At 61.4% G+C, this 21,973-nt stretch carries 26 protein-coding genes, 2 pseudogenes and 1 other annotated feature; of the genes and pseudogenes, 16 read left to right on the forward strand and 12 right to left on the reverse strand.

Annotated features, from left to right (window positions below; all coding sequences use genetic code 11):
- The first annotated feature begins 94 nt into the window (after positions 1–94).
- Both JOE66_RS01230 and JOE66_RS01235 read left to right on the forward strand, forming a co-directional pair.
- Positions 95–1,435 carry a protein kinase domain-containing protein gene (locus JOE66_RS01230; protein WP_307827269.1) on the forward strand — a complete coding sequence of 447 codons (1,341 nt, stop codon included), beginning with the start codon at positions 95–97 and terminating at the stop codon, positions 1,433–1,435.
- Positions 1,436–1,610: 175 nt separating this feature from the next.
- Positions 1,611–1,922 (forward strand): hypothetical protein, encoded by a 312-nt coding sequence (locus JOE66_RS01235; RefSeq protein ID WP_205106345.1) that lies wholly within the window; start codon positions 1,611–1,613, stop codon positions 1,920–1,922.
- 515 nt (positions 1,923–2,437) lie between these two features.
- Here JOE66_RS01235 and JOE66_RS01240 read toward each other — a convergent pair.
- Both JOE66_RS01240 and JOE66_RS01245 read right to left on the reverse strand, forming a co-directional pair.
- Complete coding sequence (locus JOE66_RS01240) at positions 2,438–2,812, reverse strand: hypothetical protein (protein ID WP_205106346.1); 375 nt, start codon at positions 2,810–2,812, stop codon at positions 2,438–2,440.
- Between the two features lie 300 nt (positions 2,813–3,112).
- On the reverse strand, positions 3,113–3,370 hold the full coding sequence (locus JOE66_RS01245; RefSeq protein ID WP_205106347.1) for a hypothetical protein: 258 nt from the start codon (positions 3,368–3,370) through the stop codon (positions 3,113–3,115).
- Positions 3,371–3,590: 220 nt separating this feature from the next.
- Between JOE66_RS01245 and JOE66_RS01250 the strand changes: the two genes are divergently transcribed.
- The 5 genes from JOE66_RS01250 to JOE66_RS01270 all read left to right on the forward strand — a co-directional run bounded on the left by JOE66_RS01250 (position 3,591) and on the right by JOE66_RS01270 (position 6,928).
- Positions 3,591–3,860, forward strand: a complete 270-nt coding sequence (locus JOE66_RS01250; protein ID WP_205106348.1) for a hypothetical protein — start codon at positions 3,591–3,593, stop codon at positions 3,858–3,860.
- Between the two features lie 212 nt (positions 3,861–4,072).
- Positions 4,073–4,810 carry a hypothetical protein gene (locus tag JOE66_RS01255; RefSeq protein WP_205106349.1) on the forward strand — a complete coding sequence of 246 codons (738 nt, stop codon included), beginning with the start codon at positions 4,073–4,075 and terminating at the stop codon, positions 4,808–4,810.
- Positions 4,807–5,217, forward strand: a complete 411-nt coding sequence (locus JOE66_RS01260; protein ID WP_205106350.1) for a phage holin family protein — start codon at positions 4,807–4,809, stop codon at positions 5,215–5,217. Before JOE66_RS01255 ends, JOE66_RS01260 begins: the two co-directional genes overlap by 4 nt.
- Positions 5,214–5,780 (forward strand): DUF3618 domain-containing protein, encoded by a 567-nt coding sequence (locus JOE66_RS01265; protein WP_205106351.1) that lies wholly within the window; start codon positions 5,214–5,216, stop codon positions 5,778–5,780. Before JOE66_RS01260 ends, JOE66_RS01265 begins: the two co-directional genes overlap by 4 nt.
- Positions 5,781–5,839: 59 nt before the next feature.
- Complete coding sequence (locus tag JOE66_RS01270; RefSeq protein ID WP_205106352.1) at positions 5,840–6,928, forward strand: YihY/virulence factor BrkB family protein; 1,089 nt, start codon at positions 5,840–5,842, stop codon at positions 6,926–6,928.
- A gap of 33 nt (positions 6,929–6,961) precedes the next feature.
- On the opposite strand, the gene JOE66_RS01275 is transcribed toward JOE66_RS01270, so the two are convergent.
- The 3 genes from JOE66_RS01275 to JOE66_RS01285 form a co-directional block, all read right to left on the reverse strand.
- A complete protein-coding gene (locus JOE66_RS01275; protein ID WP_205106353.1) occupies positions 6,962–7,291 on the reverse strand; it encodes a DUF7882 family protein in 330 nt (109 codons plus the stop codon).
- 67 nt (positions 7,292–7,358) lie between these two features.
- Positions 7,359–7,655, reverse strand: coding sequence for a hypothetical protein (locus tag JOE66_RS01280; protein ID WP_205106354.1), 297 nt, complete (start codon positions 7,653–7,655; stop codon positions 7,359–7,361).
- A 333-nt stretch (positions 7,656–7,988) separates the two neighbouring features.
- On the reverse strand, positions 7,989–8,660 hold the full coding sequence (locus JOE66_RS01285; protein ID WP_239518179.1) for an esterase/lipase family protein: 672 nt from the start codon (positions 8,658–8,660) through the stop codon (positions 7,989–7,991).
- Between the two features lie 515 nt (positions 8,661–9,175).
- Between JOE66_RS01285 and JOE66_RS01290 the strand changes: the two genes are divergently transcribed.
- The 3 genes from JOE66_RS01290 to JOE66_RS01300 all read left to right on the forward strand — a co-directional run bounded on the left by JOE66_RS01290 (position 9,176) and on the right by JOE66_RS01300 (position 11,361).
- Positions 9,176–10,264, forward strand: coding sequence for an iron-containing redox enzyme family protein (locus JOE66_RS01290; protein ID WP_205106356.1), 1,089 nt, complete (start codon positions 9,176–9,178; stop codon positions 10,262–10,264).
- Complete coding sequence (locus JOE66_RS01295) at positions 10,261–10,476, forward strand: CDGSH iron-sulfur domain-containing protein (RefSeq protein ID WP_205106357.1); 216 nt, start codon at positions 10,261–10,263, stop codon at positions 10,474–10,476. The genes JOE66_RS01290 and JOE66_RS01295 overlap by 4 nt, the downstream gene beginning before the upstream one ends.
- A gap of 579 nt (positions 10,477–11,055) precedes the next feature.
- Positions 11,056–11,361 (forward strand): DUF7882 family protein, encoded by a 306-nt coding sequence (locus JOE66_RS01300; RefSeq protein ID WP_205106358.1) that lies wholly within the window; start codon positions 11,056–11,058, stop codon positions 11,359–11,361.
- A gap of 454 nt (positions 11,362–11,815) precedes the next feature.
- Here the strand turns inward: JOE66_RS01300 and JOE66_RS01305 are convergent, their stop codons facing one another.
- Complete coding sequence (locus JOE66_RS01305; protein WP_205106359.1) at positions 11,816–11,977, reverse strand: hypothetical protein; 162 nt, start codon at positions 11,975–11,977, stop codon at positions 11,816–11,818.
- Between the two features lie 112 nt (positions 11,978–12,089).
- Here JOE66_RS01305 and JOE66_RS01310 point away from each other — a divergent pair, with 112 nt between their 5' ends.
- Positions 12,090–12,263: a hypothetical protein gene (locus JOE66_RS01310; RefSeq protein ID WP_205106360.1), complete on the forward strand. Its 174-nt coding sequence runs from the start codon at positions 12,090–12,092 to the stop codon at positions 12,261–12,263.
- 91 nt (positions 12,264–12,354) lie between these two features.
- On the opposite strand, the pseudogene JOE66_RS01315 reads toward JOE66_RS01310, so the two are convergent.
- Positions 12,355–12,711, reverse strand: a pseudogene (locus tag JOE66_RS01315) (DUF72 domain-containing protein); the annotation flags it as partial.
- 198 nt (positions 12,712–12,909) lie between these two features.
- Between JOE66_RS01315 and JOE66_RS01320 the strand changes: the two are divergent.
- Positions 12,910–13,074 (forward strand): hypothetical protein, encoded by a 165-nt coding sequence (locus JOE66_RS01320; RefSeq protein ID WP_205106362.1) that lies wholly within the window; start codon positions 12,910–12,912, stop codon positions 13,072–13,074.
- 242 nt (positions 13,075–13,316) lie between these two features.
- On the opposite strand, the gene JOE66_RS17545 is transcribed toward JOE66_RS01320, so the two are convergent.
- Positions 13,317–13,703: a hypothetical protein gene (locus tag JOE66_RS17545; RefSeq protein ID WP_307826993.1), complete on the reverse strand. Its 387-nt coding sequence runs from the start codon at positions 13,701–13,703 to the stop codon at positions 13,317–13,319.
- 249 nt (positions 13,704–13,952) lie between these two features.
- On the reverse strand, positions 13,953–15,140 hold the full coding sequence (locus JOE66_RS01330; RefSeq protein WP_205106363.1) for an alcohol dehydrogenase catalytic domain-containing protein: 1,188 nt from the start codon (positions 15,138–15,140) through the stop codon (positions 13,953–13,955).
- Positions 15,141–15,533: 393 nt separating this feature from the next.
- On the opposite strand from JOE66_RS01330, the gene JOE66_RS17015 reads away from it, so the two are divergent.
- A complete protein-coding gene (locus JOE66_RS17015; RefSeq protein WP_307827271.1) occupies positions 15,534–15,701 on the forward strand; it encodes a DUF1206 domain-containing protein in 168 nt (55 codons plus the stop codon).
- Between the two features lie 80 nt (positions 15,702–15,781).
- Here JOE66_RS17015 and JOE66_RS01340 read toward each other — a convergent pair whose 3' ends face one another.
- Positions 15,782–16,126, reverse strand: coding sequence for a hypothetical protein (locus JOE66_RS01340; RefSeq protein ID WP_205106364.1), 345 nt, complete (start codon positions 16,124–16,126; stop codon positions 15,782–15,784).
- Between the two features lie 439 nt (positions 16,127–16,565).
- On the opposite strand from JOE66_RS01340, the gene JOE66_RS01345 reads away from it, so the two are divergent.
- Positions 16,566–17,072 carry a hypothetical protein gene (locus JOE66_RS01345; RefSeq protein WP_205106365.1) on the forward strand — a complete coding sequence of 169 codons (507 nt, stop codon included), beginning with the start codon at positions 16,566–16,568 and terminating at the stop codon, positions 17,070–17,072.
- 152 nt (positions 17,073–17,224) lie between these two features.
- Here the strand turns inward: JOE66_RS01345 and JOE66_RS17020 are convergent.
- A pseudogene (locus JOE66_RS17020) lies at positions 17,225–17,945 on the reverse strand (transposase); the annotation flags it as partial.
- Between the two features lie 119 nt (positions 17,946–18,064).
- On the opposite strand from JOE66_RS17020, the gene JOE66_RS01355 reads away from it, so the two are divergent.
- A protein-coding gene (locus JOE66_RS01355; protein ID WP_239518181.1) for an IS3 family transposase occupies positions 18,065–19,329 on the forward strand; the annotation gives its coding sequence in 2 pieces (ribosomal slippage) (positions 18,065–18,368 and positions 18,368–19,329; 1,266 coding nt in all).
- Positions 18,364–18,498 (forward strand) — a sequence feature (AL1L pseudoknot). Its footprint overlaps the gene before it by 135 nt.
- Positions 19,330–19,963: 634 nt before the next feature.
- Positions 19,964–20,752 (forward strand): polyphosphate kinase 2, encoded by a 789-nt coding sequence (ppk2, locus tag JOE66_RS01360; protein ID WP_205106366.1) that lies wholly within the window; start codon positions 19,964–19,966, stop codon positions 20,750–20,752.
- 280 nt (positions 20,753–21,032) lie between these two features.
- On the opposite strand, the gene JOE66_RS01365 is transcribed toward ppk2, so the two are convergent.
- Positions 21,033–21,917, reverse strand: coding sequence for an SGNH/GDSL hydrolase family protein (locus tag JOE66_RS01365; RefSeq protein ID WP_205106367.1), 885 nt, complete (start codon positions 21,915–21,917; stop codon positions 21,033–21,035).
- Between the last annotated feature and the right edge of the window lie 56 nt (positions 21,918–21,973).

The following is a 21,973-nucleotide window of genomic DNA, read 5'->3' on the forward strand; positions in this document are numbered from 1 at the left end:
GTGTCTGGATTCAGGGACGGTCGCGTTTATACTTCCTGATGAAGGGTCGGTGACGGTGACGAGTCGCAGTGTTTTGCAGGGACGGTACGAGTTGGTGGAACTCGTCGGGCAGGGTGCGATGGCGTCAGTGTATCGCGCCCGCGATCTGCGGTTGGACCGGGACGTGGCTGTGAAGCTGATTGATTCGGACCCGTCAGACCCGGCGGAGGCAACCCGGAAGGCTGAGGAGGCGAAAATTCTCGCCAGTTTGAACCATCACAGTCTGGTGACTTTGCACGATGCGGGCATAGACGACTCCGACCCGGCCCGTTTATGGGTTTATCTGGTGATGGAATTGCTCGGTGGGACAGATTTGAAGAAGTGGCTCACGGAGAAACAGATTTCGTCGCGGCACATCGCTCAGATCGGTTACGACCTCGCGGAAGGTTTGGAATACATCCATGACCACGGCGTGACCCACAGGGATGTGAAGCCCGCGAATATTCTGATCGCACCGTACAGCAACAGTTCCAGGGCCAGAGCGAAACTCACCGACTTTGGTATCGCCATGACAACTGGCGTCGAGCATTACGCGAAAGGCGTAACGACCGGGACGGCAGCGTATCTCAGCCCCGAACAGGCCCGCGGACTTCCCGTCGGCCCGGCAACAGACGTGTACGCCCTCGGTTTGGTGCTGCTGCAATGCTTCACCAGAGAGTTCGCTTTTCCCGGCACCCCCACCGAATCAGCGATCGCACGGCTCCGCCAGGACCCAGCGATACCGTCCTGGCTATCGCCTGACTGGCAGATTCTTCTGCGAGCGATGACCTCGGCGGAGCCCGAAGCACGGCCGCTCGGCGGAGACCTCGTTGACGCGTTCCGCCGGATCGTGATCACCGAGACCAGCCGGCACCGCTCCGCCGACACCCACACCACCGAACACGACGAGCCAGCACGCCTCCAGGCGGTGCACCGCTATCACATCCTCGACACCCCACAAGACGCCACATTCGACCGGATCACCGCGCTGACGGCCCGGGTCATGGGTACCCCTGTCGCGCTGATCAGCATCGTGGATCACGACCGGATCTGGCTGAAATCACACCACGGCCTGGACATCGACCAGATAGACCGAGAGCCGGGGCTCTGCTCGTCCGCGATCATGAACGACGAACCCTGGATCATCGAGAACGCCCGAACCGACTCCCGCGCCCACCCGAATTCCCTCGTCGACGGCGAGTTCGGGCTGCAGTTCTACGTCGGGGTACCGCTACGCACCCGAGACGGCTACAACCTCGGTACCCTCTCCGTACTCGACTTTCAACCCCGTACTGTCACCGACGACGAAATCCACACCATGAAGGACCTCGCCGCTGTCGTCATCAACGAACTCGAACTCCGAAACGAAAGCCGACAAGCACTCATCGACACCCTCACACAAGCCATCACCCTCTAGCGGCGCCCGCCGGTTCGGTGCACCCTTTCTTTGCAAGTTGTGTCCTGATTGTCGTGTTGTCAAGCCTCCCACGTTGCGGGGTGTGAGTATGGATGCGGTGACCGCCGGTGGGTGGAATCCCGCTAGGACAAGTCGTTGGGAACACTGTAGTTCCCCGAAGCCGAGGAGACAGCTGATGAGCGTGCCGCGCGAACCTACCCGCCCTCTGACCGGGAGCACGGTCGATACTCGCCGGGCTGCCCGTGACCTGATCGGCGGATTCCTCACCCCGGAATTCATCGTCTACGTCATCATCGTCCTCGCTGTCATCATCACCTCCTCGGTCGTCGATGGGGCAACCGTGACGAACAGCGACGGATCCCACACCACTGGCCCGGACCCATTCGATGCCACCCAGGCGATGCAGTACATCGTTTTCCTCACGATCGGTTACCTCATCGCCACGGGCCTCGCCCGCACGAACAGAAATACTCACCGGGACATATAACAACCGCTCGCCAAACAAACGAGGCGGAAACCTACAAAGAATTGGTGTGGGGCCGACGCCTCCCGGCCCCGCACCAATGTTCACGTCGGTTGGAGGTGTGTAATGTACATAGCCACTTCTGTTCCATTGGAAGAGCCGGTCGATGAGCGGTTTCCCGTCACCTTTTGCGGTGCCCGGATGAAGCCAACCCCGCGTTTTCTGAAAAACCCATTCGCGAGCACGGCCCCCAGTAGTGAAAACCGGCTACATGACACACCCCAGCCGATTTGTTGCTCATGACTCCCTAGCCTGCTGCGGTTGACCGGCGCACGGGGTTACGCTCTTCACCTTTCCTCAATGTGCCTGAGGGGAACTGCCTCGGTTGACGATCAACCGGGCGTGAGGATGAACATTCGGGATGAGTCAGTGCCCCGTGCTCCTGTTCGCCCGAATCGTGATGGCGTCGACCCGTTGGCAGTTCGGAACGATGGGTCGCTGGTATCTGACACGAGTCGTAATGCAATCGGACGGTTCCTTCATCCGTTGCCGTCGACACTGTGCTTCGCTGACACGGGTGCGTTCGTGGAGGGCTGATCAGCCCCTGTTGGAAGATTGTTTCCCAGCCAGATACTCAGGTAGGTCGGCGAGCCCGGGTCGGTATCGATTCGCGCCGGAACGCTGATAGCTCGATTCGTCAGGGAATTCCATCGGATCCGCCACCAAAGCCGGCCGACTAAATCTGTCGGCAGCTCGCCGACTTTGGCCCGGTAACTGCCGAACCGGAGGCTCACGATCGTGGTTCGGCGTGCGCCGAGAGTGTCGCGATAAATGCGCGCCGTCGGGCGACCCCCGGCCTGCTCGAGGGCGTCGATCATTCCCATCACGTGGCCCCGATCGTTAACGGTCTTCACGAATACCGGGCCGACTCGGTCCAAGTATTTCGAACGCACCGGTTTTCTTGCTCGTCTCAAATCACACCCCCGAACTCAGACCACGTGGCTCAGATCACCCGATCTGCGACTTCTGGCGAACCGCCGATCAAAGCGTACCGGCTCGTTCCTCTGCCGTTCAAAGGGTGAGAGGATCTTCATCCAAGCCGAAACAGCGTCTTCATTCACGTGGTAACGGCACTGCCGGAAGCATCTGGGATCCCTCACTCACGCAGCTGCCGGGACGTGTCCTCACCCGTGCTCGTGGAGTCCTTGGGGCTGTCAGAGGGCAGGTAGTTTCGCGAGGGCCGCGTCGGCTGAGGTCTCGCTGACGCCGAGCTGCTCGACCAACAGAGCGCGGGCGGGCAAAGTGTTGCCCTGTTGTAACGCGTGGTACGCGGTCTCGGCCTGGCGGACGAGTTCCGGGCCTGGCCGTTTCGTGACGCCGAGCTGATCGGCGAGTTCCTGGGCGGTCACTACGCCATACCCGGTCCTGATCGCTGCAGGGAGACGGTAGCTGCCGAGAGATCCGAGGTCCATGGTTTGTCCTTTCCATAACAATGCCCTGACCCTAAACCCCAGTGGCCAGGCGCGGCGCGGGCTCGACATGAACCGGGCTTGTGGGATATGCAGACACCGAGAGCGTCTGGATGAGGTTGCTGTGCAGCCTGATCCGGTCTAGCCGAGCTGTCAACCCCTGTCGGCTGGTTTGCGGCGGCGTACCGTGAGGTGTGAGGAGTGCGAGGCGGAGGCGGGTTTGATGACACAGGTGCTAAAAGTGACGGTCGATAGGCATGAGTTTTATCTCGCCCCGGACGCCTCAGCAGAGGAGCTGAGCAGGACGATCGCTGACGTGATTCGGGCTGGCGGCGGCCTTGTGAGGTTGCCGACCAGGCCGGACCAGCAGATCACGGTTCTGATCAGTCCGGGGGTTCCCGTGGTCATCGAACAGTTCGACGGATATGACGGTCCGAAAAGCGCCAGCGGCGTCGACGCTCCTGCCGCTGGATTCGATTACGACGACTACTAAGGCAGATCACCCGCCGTCCAGCGGTAGTTGCGTCGTTGCGGAGAACCGTGCAAGCAAGCGGTTGGCTATTCGGCGGATATAACTCTCGTGTCGCGTTTTGGCTAGCCCTGTCGAGAAAGTTTTATCGGGCGGATGATCAATTCCGATCGCGGATTGTGACCGCGTTAGCGGTTCTCTTTTCGCCCGAGTTCGGTTTATATGAAAGGAAACTCATGAGCGACATATACGATCAGGTCTCCACGACCTTCCCGCCGGCAGAGGACACCACTGATGACGCGTCGACGGCGTCGTCTGGTGTCAGCGAGAAGGCCGATGAGGTCAAGGACCAGGCCGGTCAGCTGAAAGACCAGGTGACGGAGTCGGGTACCCGGGTCGCCGGGACGGCGAAGACGGAGGCCGGCAAGGTTGTGTCTGAAGCGAAGGTGCAAGCAAAAGACTTGTTTACGCAGGCGCAGGGGGAGTTGAAAGACCAAGCTGCCAGCCAGCAGAAACGCGTCGCCTCGGGGCTTCGTTTGATCTCCGAGGAACTCGTCAGCATGGCCCACTCCTCCGACGGCACCGGCGTCGCCGCGGACCTCGTGCACCAAGCCGCGGACCGCGCTGGTAGCGTCGCGACGTGGCTTGAAGACCGGGACCCGGGGTCCGTGCTTCGGGAGGTGCGCGCCTATGCCAGCCGCAAGCCGGGCACGTTCATCGCCGTCGCCGCGATCGCTGGGCTTGTCGCTGGCCGGCTGACGAAAAGCCTCATCAGCAACGCTTCCGACGAGAAGGCCGACCACACCCCGAAGGCCGTTTCTCACACAACGCCGACATACATCGCACCGCCCCCGGTCACGCCGCCATCAGTGACGGTGCAGGAACCGCTCACCGGCACGGAGGTCGAGAGCTCGTCGTTCGACGAACTCTCTCCAAGCGAGGGCACCCGGCCGTATTTCGGTGACCGAGCATGACAGACACGCCGTCAGAGCAGAAAGCTGCGAACACGTCGTTGGGTGACCTGCTCGGTGAGGTCACCCGGGACTTGTCGACGCTGATGCGGCAAGAACTGGAACTGGCCAAAGCGGAACTAAAACAATCCGCCGCCCAGGCAGGCAAAAGTGCTGGCATGTTCGCCGGCGCAGGCTACGCCGGCCACCTCACCGTCTTGTTTTTGTCGATCGCCGCGTGGTGGGGGCTCGGCTATCTGCTCGGCAACGGCTGGTCAGCGCTGATCGTCGCCGTGGTCTGGGCGATCGTCGGGTTCATCTTGTACTCGCGTGGCCGCGGTGAGCTGAAAAAAGTGAAGGGTGCACCGCAGACCGTGGACACCCTCAAAGAATTCCCTGACACTCTGAAACGAAATGAGGAAAACCGATGAGCGACAACCCCGACGAGATCCGCGCGAACATCGAAGCCACCCGGGCTGAGCTCAGCGGCAACGTGGATGCTCTGGCAGACAAGGTCGACCCGTCAAAGATCGCCGAGCGCCAGACGGAGAAGATCAAGGGCGCGTTCGGCAGCGTCAAAGACCGCATCATGGGTGCCGCATCCGACCTGCACGACAACGCCGGTTCAGCAACAGACACTGTCACCGATGCAGGACAGAAGGTCGCCGCGAAAGCTCAAGGCAATCCACTCGCCGTGGGCCTCATCGCATTCGGCGTCGGACTGCTCGCAGCCTCCCTGATCCCTGCGACCAGTAAGGAGAAAGAACTCACCGCCGATCTGAAAGACAAAGCCCAACCGCTCGTCGACCAGGTCACAGACGCCGCGAAAGAGGCCGCCGACGCGCTCAAACAGCCAGCCCAGGATGCCGCCGCTGCCGTCAATGACACCCTCACCCACGCCGCCGCCACCGTTAAAGACGAAACGACCGGCGCCGTCGCCGATGTCAAAGATCAAGCAGCCGAGTCCAAACACGTCCTGCAGGGCAACAGCTAAACACTCGAAAAAACATCACCGGTGGGCAGGGCCGCGGATGCTGCGACCCTGCCCACCGCATGCACCCCGAAGGACGAGGAAGTTTCTATGGCCGCGAAGTCCACGAGCGAAAAAGAGGCCACCGCGTCTGGCCTGACGATCAACGCGAGCCTGACTCCCCAGCCCAGCTTAAGAAACCGTCGTGGAAGTACGTTCTGCGAAAAACGATCCGAGAATTCGGAACGGACCAGTGCACCGACATCGCCGCCGCGCTCACCTACTACGCGGTTCTCTCGATCTTCCCGGCCCTTCTGGCGCTGGTATCGATTCTGGGCGTGATCGGGCAAGGCCAGCAGGTCATCGACTCGTTGTTCAACACCCTCAGCGGTGTGGCGCCCGCCTCGACACTGGACACCATCCGTGGGCCGCTTGAGCAGTTCGCCAGTTCGCCGGCCGCCGGTTTCGCGCTCGTAGTCGGCATTGTTGTGGCGGTCTACTCGGCGTCGAAGTACGTGACCGCGTTCAGCCGCGGAATGAACCGCATCTACGACATTCAGGAGGGACGCCCGTTCTGGAAACTCAAGCCCATCCAACTGCTCGTCACGGTCATCGCGATCGTGCTCATCGTCATCATCGCCCTGATTCTCATCGTGTCTGGACCGATCACCGACTCGGTCGGAAACGCACTCGGGGTCGGGGACGCGGCGAAGATCGTGTGGTCCATCGTCAAGTGGCCCGTGCTCGCCGCCGCCGTTGTATTGATCATCGCGATCCTGTACTACGCGACACCGAACGCGAAGCAACCAAAATTCCGGTGGATGAGCCTCGGCGCGCTACTCGCCCTGCTTGTGTTGCTCGTTGCCTCTGTGGCGTTTGGGCTCTACGTGACCACGTTCGCGAACTATGCGAAGAACTACGGCTCGGTCGCCGGTGTCATCATCTTCTTGCTCTGGTTGTGGATCGCGAACATGGCGCTGCTGTTCGGCGCCGAATTTGACGCCGAACTCGAACGCGGCCGGCAGCTGCAAGCCGGCATCGAGGCCGAAGAAACCCTTCAGTTGCCCCCCCGAGACACCCGCAAGAGCGATAAAGCCGAAAAGAAAAAACAAGAAGACATCGCGGTCGGTCGTCGCCTACGCGAATCCGCCGGCACCCGCGATAACCCCTGAACGGACTAACCCATGCCAACGGACAGAGAGGAGTCAACGGTGCTGCTGCGCGGTGTGCGCTGTTGTGCCGGGTTCGGCCGTGAGGTGCAGGCCACCGCCGCTGCTCGCGGAGTCCATCAGGACGTCGATCCAGTCCCGGTTGATGGCGGGAACGCGGCTGCCATAGAACCGGTAATAAAGTGTGCTCGACGGGTCCAGCCAGATGGAGCTGCGACCGCTACCAATGTCGGGGGAGTCAGCCCAGGAGAAAGCGAAACTCTCGCGGCGCCGCAGTTTCGCGGTGATCACGATTTGCAAGTGAGCGAGAGCACGGTCATCGAAGCTGAACTCGATGCTGGGACTGCCGTACATCAACATGCCCATCAAAGGCTCCCTCACCCTACGCGGAACAGCGCAGAGGTGACCGCCACCGGATCATCGGTCGGAGCGGTCATGGGGAGAGATGGTCGAAGAAGCTGTCGAAATCGAAGCTTTGACTGTCTTCGATCATCGGCGGGTGTTCTTCCCACGCGGAAACCTGGTCTACGGTCCGCTCGACCGTCTCGAAACGCACCGGGAGATTCGGCGTGATCAGTACGGCAACGATGCCACGCCCCACGGTTTCGAATTCGACGAACCCCGCGCCGTCCTTCAACGCCCCGACGATGCTGTCCTTCAGTGCCGAGACGTCTTGCCCCGCAGTCAGAATGAACGTCTGACCGTCAACGTGGACCTTATGAATTTGCATGAAACCTCGGCTCCGGATTAGTGGTGGGCTTCACGTTCCGTGTCGCATCCGGGGTCCGGGGATGAAGGCTCGAGACCGGTGAAGAATCCGATCTCCTTTCACTGTACGCCGATTCCACGCTCACAACGGAACCGTTCGTCGTCGCCCGCCAGATGCGGCCGGCTGCGGAGGTCTCGTCACCGGTGTGCTGCTGGACTACTCGTTGAGGCTGAAGCGTTTTCGACGACTCGGCTGATCTCCCCGGCCACGTGGTGGGGAGTGAGTGAACGACCTTGCGCCAATCCCGGCTGATGCTCATCCTAATAGCCGCACCGAAGTGGAGATGTAAGGCCATCAGAGGGTTCTTTCGGAGGGTTGACCGAGCACAATTTTGATGATCCGCTCGTCAGCAAGGATCCGGAAGTGACCGCCGGTAGCAAGCTCGACGTTGTGAGCGCCCGGAAGCTCGCTGCCGCCCGGGATGTGCGGATCGAATTGCGGATACACCGAAACGATTCGGGCATTGACCTCACGATTCTCGGCAAGCAACAACGTGGTTGCGTCGCGCGGCGAAAACGCTCGCAGAGACGGCAGCAGAAGGTACGGGGCGTAGCGGGAGCCCTCGAACGGGGTGCACACCGCGACCATTCCTGAAATGCGCCCTGTGTCATCGAGCAACGCCATCGCGTATTTGCCGATGAGGCCGCCTTTACTGTGCGCCACAATGAGCACGTCGCGCAAGTCATGCTGAACGATGTACCTGCTGGCAAGTCCCGCCAACGTCGCGACAGGGCGGCCATTACGACCAAGCGTGGTGAGAACGAACACCGGATGCCCGGCGTCATGCAGTCTCTGAACGAGCGGGCGCATGAACGCCCACGTCTCCCAGATGCCCGGAATGATCACAACAGGGTTCAGATGCCCCGTTTGAAACTTCTCCGGATGGGACGCCCCGACGATCGCTCGCCCCTGCCAGTACGCCGCGAAGACATAGTCCACGGCCCACCAGCGCGCGAAACGTGCCAAACGCGGAACCCTCCGCTGCGGCGGTTCAGGTGTCCTGTGAGGCTTCACTCTCGAAAGGTACCCACTACACCTGCACAGTCCAAGGGATTGCGGGATACGCGTTGAACGTCCAAGCTTCTTGATCGTAGTGCGGTACTCGTCGTGACGTCGCCGCGAAAGTCCCGATATTGCGGGGGCCGTTCACGCCTGGCAGCTCATCGTTGAAGACGTGATCGATGGCGTCCTCATCGGACAGCACCTCGCCGATCGAGTAGTCGGTATCAGAGACCGCACGGTACGACGACCTAGCGATTCACCTCACACCCGCTCATCGCCACCGGCCGTGTCACTGAGCCCGCGTCGGGATCTCGTTCCGGCCGTTCACCCAGGTGGCACCTTCGGCCTGCGTACCCGACGCAAAGGCACGACGTTTGTTCAGAATTGCCCCCGGAGTTCCCCGACACTGTGCTGGCGGCAGACCATTCCCGCAAACACAAGGGCTTGCCGGTTGGTAGTCGATGACGGATCGTGAATTCATGTACAGCTCAAACGTGGTCGACCGACCAACATTCGCTTCACCGCACTTCACCGATCGGGGTCCCGCGAGCCGGGCCTTGCTGAACGCCTTAACCGGCCAGGCAGACGATGCCGATGACGTTCTTGCCCAGTTCCACGCCGCGCTTGTATCGGCGCTGGCCTTAACAGGCGACGTTCTGCGCGATGACGATGTGCAGCTGACGCTGTTCATTCTGTACGGATTGTTTTACGGGTCTGTCGTGAACTGCGACGAGCATTGGGAATGGAACACCTCGCTGATCGCGGGACGGACCTCGATCGAGAGCCGGTTCGAAGACCGGCTGCGTGCAGTCGTGCCGCATCCCGAACTGCCGTCAAGCGACGCGGAGTCGGTCGCCCGTGCCCTGTTCGAACTGACCAGTCACGAAACCGGTCCCAGCCTCGCCCGGTTCGTCGCGAAGAAGGCGACGGTCGAACAACTCCGCGAGTTTCTCGTGCAGCGCTCGATCTACACCCTCAAGGAGGCCGATCCGCACTCGTGGGCAATACCGCGGCTGACCGGGCGTCCGAAAGCTGCGCTCGTCGAGATCCAGGCCGATGAATACGGTGGCGGTCGACCCGAGCGGATGCACTCCGCGATCTTCGCCCGCACCATGCGCGGACTCGGCCTCGACGCCCGCTACGCGAGCTACCTCGACAATGTACCCGCGATCATCCTCTCCTCCATGAACATGATGTCGATGTTCGGGCTGAACAGGCGTCTCCGCGGGGCAATCGTCGGCCATTTGGCCGCCTTCGAAATGACCTCTTCCATCCCCAGCCGGCAGTATGGCAACGGATTCCGACGGCTCGGCTACGGCCCCGACGTCACGGAGTATTTCGACGAACACGTCGAGGCCGACGCAGTTCACGAACAGATCGCCGGCCGAGACCTCGCCGGCGCTCTGGCAGAAGACCAGCCGGCCCTTCTCGCCGACATCATGTTCGGAGCCAGCGCCTGCCTCACCGTCGACGGTTGGGCAAGCGAGCACATCCTCAACGCGTGGACCTCTCAGCGATCATCCCTCCGCCTGCCCCTGCCGGACTCGGTCGAGACGAGAACGAGATGACCTCGGAACGCGCATCGATCCAGGCATACACCGACGGTCCGTTGCTCGTGCGTGGCGATGTCGACATCGTCGACCAATCTGGCGCCCCGATCGAGCGAACCAGGGCAACCGTGGCGCTATGTCGCTGCGGAGTCTCGTCGATCAAACCGTTCTGCGACGGAACACACAAAGCCGTGAACTTCAGAACGAACCCCCACCCTTCGCGAAGCTGAATCCTGCAGCACGAAATAGTGGAGGCGAATCGACGGTTCAACACCGATTCCGGACCGGCCTTCGTGCGGGCGGGCGAACCGATGTGGACTCGTCAACCGGGAACGCAATCACACGAGACGACGTAGGCGCCGGTCTGACCGGCGCCACAACCATCAGGATCTGACCATCAGCGCACCAGCAACTATCGGTGCCGACCCGGCCCTCCGACGTATCTCGTCCACATCAACGACCGAGTCACTCGACCGAACTGGACATCGAGGGTGATCGTCGCAATCTATCGAACGGTCACGGCGAACGCTGCAAGACCGAGCGCGGCGACACCAACAACTGATACGACAGCGATATGCATCCATCCGAGGTTGTTCAGTCGCCACGTTTGGTACTCGACGCGTCGCCGCGGTGATCGCTCTTGGATGGTAGGCACAATCCCGACCGTACGGTTGAGCGTCTCTGGTAACAGTGCGTGCCGGTGACCATTTCTTCGAATCCTCACAGGGACCGGGCCGCCCAGAATAAGCAGCTTCTCTACGCGGCGGATGCTATCGTGAACGAAGTACCAACATCAATTGGAGAGCGCCGTGGGGAAGATCTTTTATGGCGCGAACGAAACGTGTATCGAAGTCGAGGACCGGCTCCTCGCTCATATCAAAGTCGTGATCATCAACAAGCTGCGCCGTGATGAGAAGTTCACCTTGTCGTGGGTGAATGCTCTAGGCGACGTACCGGGACGCAACACTATTTGGTTACATCCTGCTATCGAGATCCGGTTCGGATTCGATGACCCTGTGCGCCCCGCGCTGAACAGGGAGTGGATCGAAGCGTTGATGAGGACCGCGAACGGCGGAGAACTCGATATCTCGACGCAACTGGACCCACCCGCATAGACGGCGCAACCCTTGGTCGTCAATGGTCGTGCGAAGGTTGCGCTCACCTGATCGGCGCCGATGTCAGCGAGCACCCCAGGTACCTGTTCGGGCCACGCAGCCTGGAGACCGGCCAGTGCTCGGGCAGCTCAACATCCCGCCCATCGATAACTACCGTTTGCGTCGGCGTCTACACCGCGGTACCCGGGTTGCCGTGCATGCTTGTCCTCGGTGTGATCGGAAAGGTCAGCCACCTCCACGCACGAGCGTGGGAGCATGGCAAGGGGCTGCGTTCTGACCGCGGGAGTGATGAACTGAGGTCGTGACGGTAGCCGCGGAGTTGTGGTGGGTCGAGCTTCGTGCGCGCACCCCCGGGGCGTGGCGACGGGCGGTAAGAAGTTCTGACAGCTCCGTTTTCGACTTCTGTCGTGAGTCATCGGAGTTAGCTGACCTAATTTTCGTCTCACGGGCCGGGTCACGCGTCGTGCACGTCGTCCCGGCTGGCGATGCTGAGAATTCGGAGATGATGTTGCACGCGGCTTTGCGCGGCCTTCTGACTGATTCCGCCGAGGATTTTGCTCGAGAATGGCGGTTCCCGGTGAACGCCCACCTCGGGGTGGCCGGGGCTGCCGATCACGCGAACACCTGACCCTTGGCTCGGACATAGCATCTCGTCACGGTTTTTTTCCGCCCCCGAAGCCTCTCGCAAGGGGTGGATGAGGAGAACCCCTCCGACATACTCTTGAGTCATGAATCAGCCCACATCCACATCCACATCCGCCTCTGACGATCGCGACCTCGACGCGGTGGAACACGAAGAAGACCAGCGAGAACGAGCTCAGTTCGACAAGTCCGCCAAGGACGCCGGGCTGTTGCCGGCGCCAGAAGCGGTACCAACAGACAGCCCAGCTCCCGGTGCATGACCATCCCTTCCGGCGTGCCCAATCTGAACCCTGGGCAACGTTCTGGGCAGAAATCCAACCGGCGCGATGCGATATCGCAGGATGGTAGCGGTCAGTTTCGCGGGCCGAGCATCCATGTGAGTGTGCGGGCGTTGCGGATGGCGTTGCCGTCACCGTCGTTGTTGAAGTAGACGTACACTTCGTGGCCGACGTGGTGCCATTCGAGTAGCCTGTCTGCCCACCAGGCGAGGTCGTCGTCGGAGTAGGAGCCACCGTACAGGTTGGCTTGGTCAGGCCCGTGCATCCGGACGTAGACGATGTCACCGGTAGCGCGGATGACGCAGGCCAGGCCCGCCCCGCTCATCACGCAGTACGCGGCATGGTGCTGCTCGAGCAGCCGGTACACGTCGTCGTCATTCCAGCTGGCATGGCGCAGCTCGACAGCGACGCGCATCCACGACGGCAAACTGAGATGGTGTTGCCCTCACTAAGCCGACTGTCGATCAGCTTGGACTCGCATAAATCTTCACCGACGCCCCATCCGGGGCTGCTTGTCAAGCGGATTGCTCTACCAATCAACGAGTTGCTAACGTCAGGTAACTTCTCATCGGAAGCCACTTTCAGCACACTCGATCTCAGCGAGTGCGCCCGAACAGAGGACACGCTCATGAACATCCTGGTGGCTATCATCGCCGTCATCGCGATCATCCTCCTCATCACCGGAGGAATCGCTCACACTCTCAGCTTCCTGATCTGGGTCGGAGTCGTGCTCCTCGCTATCGCATTGATCGTGTTTCTCCTGCGATTCCTGACAGGCAACCGCCGCATCTAGTCAACATTTCCTGCTCACCTCAAGCGAGCCCGCCATAAGCTGCCGAAGCAAAACGCGACTATCCGTCTCAGAACGGGCGTTTTCCTTTTCGTCGTCGGCGCGACCCTGGCGCCAGAGGGCAAGGCGGGCGCCATGTGGGGCATGGGTGTTGATCCCTTCTAAAGATAGTAGCAACTTCGCCGCCAACAAGGCAGATCGCGGGCCGGCGCCGAGCCCCCGCACCAGCGCATACCGTGCCTCGTTCAGTGGGCCCTTCTGCGCCGCGAACCGTTCTGCGGAGGCGTCATCGCCGAGACGGCACCGAAGAACACCACGGCCACCAGACCGTAGAGAAGAGTGCGACGCAGAGTGCCCCTCGATGCGCGCTTCGGCGGGGTCCGATCATCCTCTGTCGGCGTGTGGGAGGAGGGCAGGTCACCGCCGGCTTGCGCTTCAGCCATGAAGGCAAGCCGGCGCAGCGTCTCGATGTTGCGGATGAACAACAGGGCATTCATCAGGATGCCCGGCACCAGTGTGCCCGGCCCCTTCACTGCGTTCTCGACGATCGTCACTCGACACCCGGCCGAGTGCGGCTCGACCTCGATCACGACCCGAGCCTCCCCGATGGGCCAGCCTTTCGGCTGCATCACGACTCGACGCGGCGGATCCCACTGCAAAGACGTGGTCGCGTCGTTGATCAATGCTGGCCACACCCGAACGAATGTCGCAGCCGGGAGCCTGTGTGCGGCCACGACGCATCGACGTCTCGCATGCGGGACGCTCCGACAACCCAGGTGGGAAAGTACCAGCCGTTCGCGATGACGGCAAACACATCATCGGGCGAACACTTCAGAATGCGGTGATTGGTTGACATGTCTTCCTCTGCGATCGTCGCCAGCTCACAATTCCAGGCCGGGCTTCAAGACCACCTTGATGCAGCCGTCTTTCTTCTCCTTGAAAGTCCGGTACATCTCTGGGGCACGTTCAAGCGGCACGGCATGAGTGGTGAGATCTTCGGTGCCGAGGGGGTCTGACGGGTCTTCGATGATAGGCACCAGTTCATCGCGCCACTTCTGCACATTGCACTGGCCCATACGCAGGGTGATGCCCTTGTCGAACATGTGGATCATCGGCAGGGGGTCCCCTGCGCCGGCATAGACACCACTGAGCGAAACCGTTCCACCGCGCCGCACCGCGTCGAGCGCCAGGTGCATTGCTGCCAGCCGGTCGACACCAGCGGTCTTCATGACCTTCTGCGCCACCGCATCGGGCAGCAACCCGGCAGCCTTCTGGGCGAATGATGCACCCGGGTTGCCGTGCGCCTCCATGCCGACAGCGTCGACCACCGAATCGGGGCCACGGCCATCCGTCTCGTCCCGCAGGCGCGCCAGGATGTCGTCATCCAGATCGAGCGTCTGCACACCATGACGTTCGGCCATGGACCGGCGTTCGGGAACCGGGTCGACTCCGATCACGCGGTAGCCCAGGTGCGTTCCGATCCGGCTGGCGAACTGACCGACCGGGCCGAGCCCCAGCACCGCGAGGGTGCCACCCTCCGGAACATCGGCATAGGCGACGCCCTGCCACGCCGTCGGGAGAATGTCACTGAGGAACAGGTACCGCTCGTCGGGCAGGTCCGTTCCGACTTTCAGCGCGTTGAAGTCTGCCAGCTGCACGCGCAGGTATTCCGCCTGGCCGCCGGGCACCGCGCCGTAAAGCTCGGTATAGCCGTAGAGCGATGCCCCGCTGTCGCTGTGCCGGTTCTGCGTGGTTTCACACTGGCTGTGAAGACCTCGCTGACACATGTAGCAGTGGCCGCAGGCGATGACGAAGGGAATGACGACACGGTCGCCGACTGCGAGGTTCTTCACCCCTACGCCGACTTCGACCACGACGCCCATCGGTTCGTGGCCGAGAATGTCACCCTTGTTGATGAAGGCGCCGAGAACGTCGTAGAGATGCAGGTCTGACCCGCAGATGGCCGACGACGTGATCCTGATGATCGCATCCGTCGGTTCCTGGATGATCGGGTCAGGTACGGTCTCGACGGAGACGTTCTGGGTTCCTTGAAAGGTGAGAGCTCGCATGCTTCTGGTCTACGCGAAGACGGGATGCACAGAAAGGGATTGACGAGGACCTCGAGGAGGAGAAAGGGCTTCGCGGGAGCATTCTGACCACTGCTTCCGACCCAACCGCCGAAGTGCGTCTCGAGAGCAGGCGCATCGTCGCTTCGGAATCCTTCGATCCCCTTGGTCGAACGAGGGAAGAAGAGAACACCCCAAGCGCGCCGCACGCTGAGACGTTGATTGTCACGAGCTCTTGATAGCTCGCGCCTGTGAGCATGAGCCGGGCGAGCAACTCGTTGGTCACACGGCGAACCACAGAACCCAATCGATCGGGGTCGGATTCGATCGGGCGCCTCCATTTCGACCAGTTACTGCACTACACGCAGCTCACCGTGCTCGTGGCCGAGAGGCCCGATAACCCGCCGGTCTGCGGCGAATACCCAAAAGGCGACGGGGCTGGACGGCGCCTTGGAGCCACTGCGGACACTTCACTTCGGAACGATCATCCTCACTGCCATCGGGGCAGCACTGATTGCGTACGGTCTGTACAGCTTCGTGCGGGCTCGACACGGGCGCCTGTGACGTGCTGCGGGAGAGTCGCGGGCATATGCCAGCGACGTGGTTTTCACGTCGCCGGCTCGCGGAACCCCAGAACCGTCGGCTCAGCGCCGATTCGTGTCTACGTCAGGGTCGATGTCGTCAGCGCGGCGGGCACGCTCTTCAGCTGCCGCCCGAACGGTTTGGGCGTCTGCCGAGCGTGCTTCGCCTTCCCTGGCGAGTCGATCAGCGTCGACCTGAGCCTGTTGTGCATCTGCTCGAACCCGCAAGGCGGCCGCTTCTCGCTCCCGCGCTTCTAGGTCTGAATCTTCTGCCTCGGAACGAAGCTCTCCGGCACGTTGACGTTTCGCTTCCAACGCGGATCGACTCTGCCTCCGCACCAGGTATATGACGATCGCCACGATGATCAGCACCGCGACAATCACGATCAACCACACCCACCACGTCATGACAACCTCCACATCGAAGCCCGTTCAATCAACAAAACGTTAAAGAACCATCAAACGCCCCATGCCTGCAGCTGCCAAGCCCTATCTTCAGCATCCGATCAGACGAATAATGCGGCGCACTGACCTCGGCGAGTTCACTAGCCATCGCGACTGCCCCCGGCAGCCGCCGCCGAAAAGTCGAGTGGCTTGACGTTGGGAAGAGATGACGACCCAATTTTGACTTTGAAGAACCGGCATGAGCCTGCCGATAGGGTAAATGTCCCGCGCGGCTTCCCGTTGGAGCTATCCGGGGTAAGCGGGCGATTTTGACAACCTGGCACTTCGAAGCCGCGCAAGTGATCCCGGGTCGTCCGAGGTTTCGGGCAACCGCGGCGCCTAGTCAACCATTCTGGCTCAAGTCCAGCGGACCAACCGTGAGCCACGGAAGCAGAAAAATACTATGAGCCTCGGAACAGGCAGTCTCTTCGTCGTCGGCGCCATCTTGGCGTTCGACGTCAAGATGCAGGACTCCTTCATCCACCTACACCCCGTTGAGTACATCCTGATGGCGGCCGACGTGATCGGCATCATCATCGGAAACCTGATGTGGGTGGCCGGCATCATCTTCTTGCCTGTGCCGTCTGTTCTGATACTCGGCAACCCAGATGCTGACGCGCTGGGTTCTGCGATGTGCGTGTTCACGATTCTGGTTTCCCAGGTGGGAGTGCGCATACAGGAATTACTTCTCCTGCGTTCGAACTGCTTCAAGCCCGGCTATAGACCGGACGAGCGGTATCTCTGGGCCCATTGGATCACGTCAAGCCTCACCGTAGTAGCGCTGGCATTAAGCATCGTTTCGCCGAACCTTGGCCCGATGACACTCGTTCTCTTACTCCTAGCGCGGCCGCTCAACCGGGCGGTCAGGCGAGGTCAGACCCCGATGGAGCGCGAACTCCGCATACTCTAAACCTGGTTCCACCGATGTTCTAAGGTGAGGGCTGCCGATCTCTGTTTGAGCTGGTGGTGCTGGGTGGGCGCGGCGGAGCCGTGGGCCTTTCGGCCCAGGGTGTTCCACTGTGTGTTTCTGCTCGCGCCTTGTCGGCTGGTCGGTCGGGGTGCTCAGCTTTGTGGGGGCGCGAGAGCGTGGCTGAAGAGGGTTGTCCAGGCGGCTTCCCAGGGCCAAGCGCGGGGCAGGTGCAACGTGATGCGTCGTCCGGAAGACGCGATCCTCGCCGGGACGGTGATCAGTTTCCGGCGGATCGTCGGGAGGTCAGGCCTGGTGATGGTGGCGGCAGTGCGGGTGAGGTTGAACGCGATGACGGCGAGAACCAGCCAGGCCGCGTTCGCGGTGAACCGGCCCGAGGGCAGGTGCGCCAGGGCTGAACACTTGAGGTCGTCGTGGACTTGTTCGATGATCGCGTGCCGGCGGTGGACCTGGTCCGCGGTGACCGTGTCGAGGGCGGGCGTGGTGAAGAGGGCGTGGAACCGGTGCGTGTCGAACAGGGTCGGGCGCTCGAGGTCAGCTCCGGGATGCGTCGCACGATCAGACGCCCTTGGACACGGTCCTTCTTCGCCTTCGAGCTGAACACGGTGAAGGGCACCTCGGCGCCTACCGTGATGCCATTGAGTTGTTGGATGGTCGCGAGGGCGTCGCGGACCATTCCGGCGGCGCCGCGCGGTGATCCGCACGCGCCCCGCCGTAAACGCTGACCGACGATGATCGGCGCGGAAGCGTCCGTTTTCACCGTCGTGAGGATAGCGTTGAGCCGGAGCCTTGTTTCTGACCGTGTACTTCGATGATGGTGTCATCAACATCGAGGAACACGTAACCGGCGGTGTCGGTCTCAGAGTCGAGGGTGCTTGGCAGGAGCTGAAGACCTTCCGCACGCCGCCGTGACGCAAGACTGATGCGCTCTGGGTCTGATGGAGACTCTTGACCTTGGAAACGAGGATTGAGTCATGTCGAAAGAACAATCTGTTGCGAAGCCGACGACGCGTCGCTATTCACCGGAGGAGAAGGCCGCCGCGGTCCGGATGGTCCGGACTCTCCGCGCCGAGCTCGGCACCGATCATGGGACTGTGCAGCGTGTCGCCACGCAGCTCGGGTATGGGATCGAGTCGGTGCGAACCTGGGTCAGGCAGGCCGATGTCGACGACGGTGTCACTCCCGGCGTGAGCACGATCGAAGCGCGTCGGGTGCGTGAGCTCGAGCAGGAGAACCGAGAGCTGCGCCGGGCAAACGAAATCCTGAAACGAGCTGCCAGTTTCTTCGGGGCGGAGCTCGACCGCCAACACAAGAAGTAGTCGCGTTCATCGACCGAAACAAGAACGATATCGTCGAGGGTCGCCGGCTCGGAGTCGAGCCCATCTGCGCTGTATTGCAGGTGGCTCCGAGCACGTACTACGCCGCGAAAGATCGTCCTCCATCGTCGCGTGCGACCAACGACGCGGCGCTGATGCCACGATTGGTCGAGCTGTGGGAGTCGAACTACCGCGTCTATGGTGTTCGAAAGCTCTGGAAGACGGCCCGCCGAGCGGGCATCGATATTGGCCGCGACCAGGTCGCCCGGCTGATGCGCGCGGCTGGCATTCAGGGTGCTACCCGCTCGAAGCGGGTGAAGACGACAAGGGCTGATCCGGCAGCGACCCGGCACCCGGACCTAGTAAGGCGGGAGTTCACTGCGACGGCACCGAACAGGCTCTGGGTAACCGATCTGACGTTCGTGCCGACCTGGGCCGGTGTCGCGTATGTCTGCTTCATCATCGATGCCTACTCACGAATGATCGTGGGGTGGCGATGCGCGCCGCACATGCGCACCGAGATGGTGCTCGACGCGATCGAGATGGCTCGCTGGGGACGCGGTACCCACCACGAGGATCTGCGCTGCCACAGCGATGCAGGCAGTCAATTCACGTCAATTCGCTACGGCGAACGATTGGCTGAGATCGGTGCGACGCCCTCGATCGGAACCGTGGGTGATTCGTATGACAACGCTCTTGCTGAAACGGTGAACGGGTACTACAAAGCAGAACTCGTCCGAGGGCCCACCCGATCACAACCTTGGAAGACGGTGGAGGACCTCGAGTTGGCAACGCTCGGATGGGTGCACTGGCACAACAACCAACGCCTGCACGGCTACCTCGGCGACATCCCACCCGCCGAGTACGAGCACACGTTCTATGCTGAACAAACGACCCTCAACGAGCCAGTCGAAATCAAATAGCCCGAGTCTCCATCAGACCCAGAGCGCATCAGTCTGAGTCACGGGCTCGTTTTCGTCGGCTGACTGGGTCTGGAAATTTATTTGGGCGTGCCCACGCTTTGCCCACAAGTGCAACAAAAACGATGTGATTCACGAAGGGTCGGATAGACCCAAAAGCGGCATGATTCCGGGGATTTTTGGCAAAATCCCGGCGGGTGCGCGGGTCTTTGGAGGGTTCGAATCTCACGCCCTCCGCAGAAAAAGTGGCCTCCCGATGTCGGTCTCTGCCTGGATTTCGCCGATAGGAACGACAGGGAACCGGCCATCAGGGGATTGACCCTGGCGGTTGATCGGACCACGACCGAGAGCTTTCGGACGAAGGTCTGCCCGCGAAAGGCGATAGGCGGCCAGTGACGTTCGTCTCAGTGGCGTTTGCCTATCCTACTGACACGTTCTTGTCGAGCCCGAGCCGGCACGCCTACTTGGACGTAGGGTTGGGCCACATTGACCCAGAGACCGGCGCTGACCCCGACGGGACACCCTCCGAGAATGCCGTGGGTGACCTAAATCGCCGCAGCGACCTTCCCGCAACAGCCCACCGGGGCGAGAGGAACCCATGGCACACTCGAAAAGCAGCAAACCACTAGTGAAGCGCATGCCCAAGCACCTCTACGAGGAAGAACTCGAGAGGCTCCAGATTCAGCTGGTCAGCATGCAGCAGTGGGTCATTGAGACCGGGGCACGCGTCGTCGTTATCTTCGAAGGCCGTGATGCTGCAGGAAAGGGCGGCGCGATCAAACGGATCATGCAGTACCTGAACCCGCGATTCGCCCGCGTAGCCGCCCTGCCAACTCCGAACGAGCGCGAGAAGACGCAATGGTATTTCCAGCGTTATATCAAGCACCTCCCGGCCGCAGGCGAAATCGTGCTCATGGACCGTTCCTGGTACAACCGCGCCGGCGTCGAACGCGTAATGGACTATTGCACCCCGGAGCAATACAAGCGATTCCTAGAGCAAGCGCCCGTGTTCGAGCGGATGCTCGTCGACGACGGCATCGTTCTTATCAAGTACTGGTTCTCCGTTTCCGACGAAGTCCAGGAAGAACGCTTCCACTCCCGTCTGAACGACCCGATGCGACGCTGGAAGCTCTCCGACACCGACGTCGTATCCATCACGAAGTGGGAGGACTACTCCCGGGCCAAAGATGCGATGTTCGAGGCCACCGACCACCCCGCTGCGCCCTGGTGGACCATTGAGAGCGATGACAAACGCGCCGCGAGACTCAACACGATCAGCGACCTACTGACGCAGATTCCCTATGAACCGCGCACCCCCGACAATGTGGCTATCCCGCCTCGCCCGACCGCAGACAACTACGAACGCCCCGCCCGTGAGCGATACCACTACGTCCACGACCACGCCGCCGAAGTTAAGGCCAAATAGAGCATGACCACAATCTTGCCGTGAAGTTCGATGCGGCCGGGCGTCGCTGCCTCAAATAGGGGCTCGATGCGGACGATCCGTGACGCGTCACGGGCAGCGAGGCGCGATCCAAGTTGTGCCCTGTGTTTCCAACCGAACTCGTGGGATTGGAATAGCTTCCAAACCGGAAAAGGGCGAGCCCGCCACTAATCACCCAAGTGCACGTCCTTGGGTGTTTTTCTGCCCGCACTCGGGTGCTCGGCAGTCAGCCTCAATCTTGTGAACCTTCAATCTGTCTGGTTCAGAAATCACGAGGTTCACGCACGCCTGCGAGGTGGGGACCGTGCCGGAGTCGTTCGAGTACCGCGTCGGCGACAGCGAGCATTCCATCGGCATTCGGATGGAACGACTTCACTGTCTGGGTCATATCGGGCTCGAACCCGAAGACCCAGGGCCTGGCCGACCCGACGCCGTGTCGTCGGCTGAACACCGATGCGGTGACGAGGTCTGCGCCTGAGCGGCCTTGGGCTAGCTGGTGTGCCTCGGCGACGGATTCATGGAGGCCACGAAGCACGTCGAATTGTTGTCTCGTGAAGGGCGAGTTGACCGTGAGATTCGCTTCGGCTGTTGGTGCAGCATCCACGCTCAGTATGGTCAGGTAATCGACCAGAACGATTCGGGCGGCTGTCGCACGATTGCGGGCGGCGTCGACGATGCGTTCCAGCCCATCTGATGCCGCGTTAACTTGGGCCTGGGTCGCGGCGTGAATCCCGTCAGTGAATCCTTGGGCTAGCATCTGGGTGATCGGGCTTTCAGGTGCGAGGTTCGACCATGCTGCGAAGAGCATGGAACCGAGCAGCTGCAGGTCGTTCCCGCCGGCGGTGACGGTGACCAGCTCGGCGTTGGCGGGGATGCCCTCGATTTGAGGTGGATACGTTGCGCCGGTCATGGTTTGGTGCGTTTCGGTCAGAATCGTTGCCGTTGTTGCGCCGGAAACTGTGAGGTCGACGAGTTCGGCTCCCAGACGATCGGCGATGAGGTGGGGGTAGTTTCGTCCGGACCGCAATGCGCCTGAGTCGAGCACCGGTTCGATTCCGGGGCCGGCGGCGAACGAACTACCGAGGGCGGCCATCGTGCGGATCACTGGCGATGGGATGGGCTGGGCATGATCGGGATTCGAGGTCATTGTTTCTCTATGTTCGGCGTTGAATCGACGAGGGTTGAGCCGATCCGAGCGCGGCG

The organism is Subtercola frigoramans (assembly GCF_016907385.1).
Taxonomy (GTDB): Bacteria; Actinomycetota; Actinomycetes; order Actinomycetales; family Microbacteriaceae; genus Subtercola; species Subtercola frigoramans.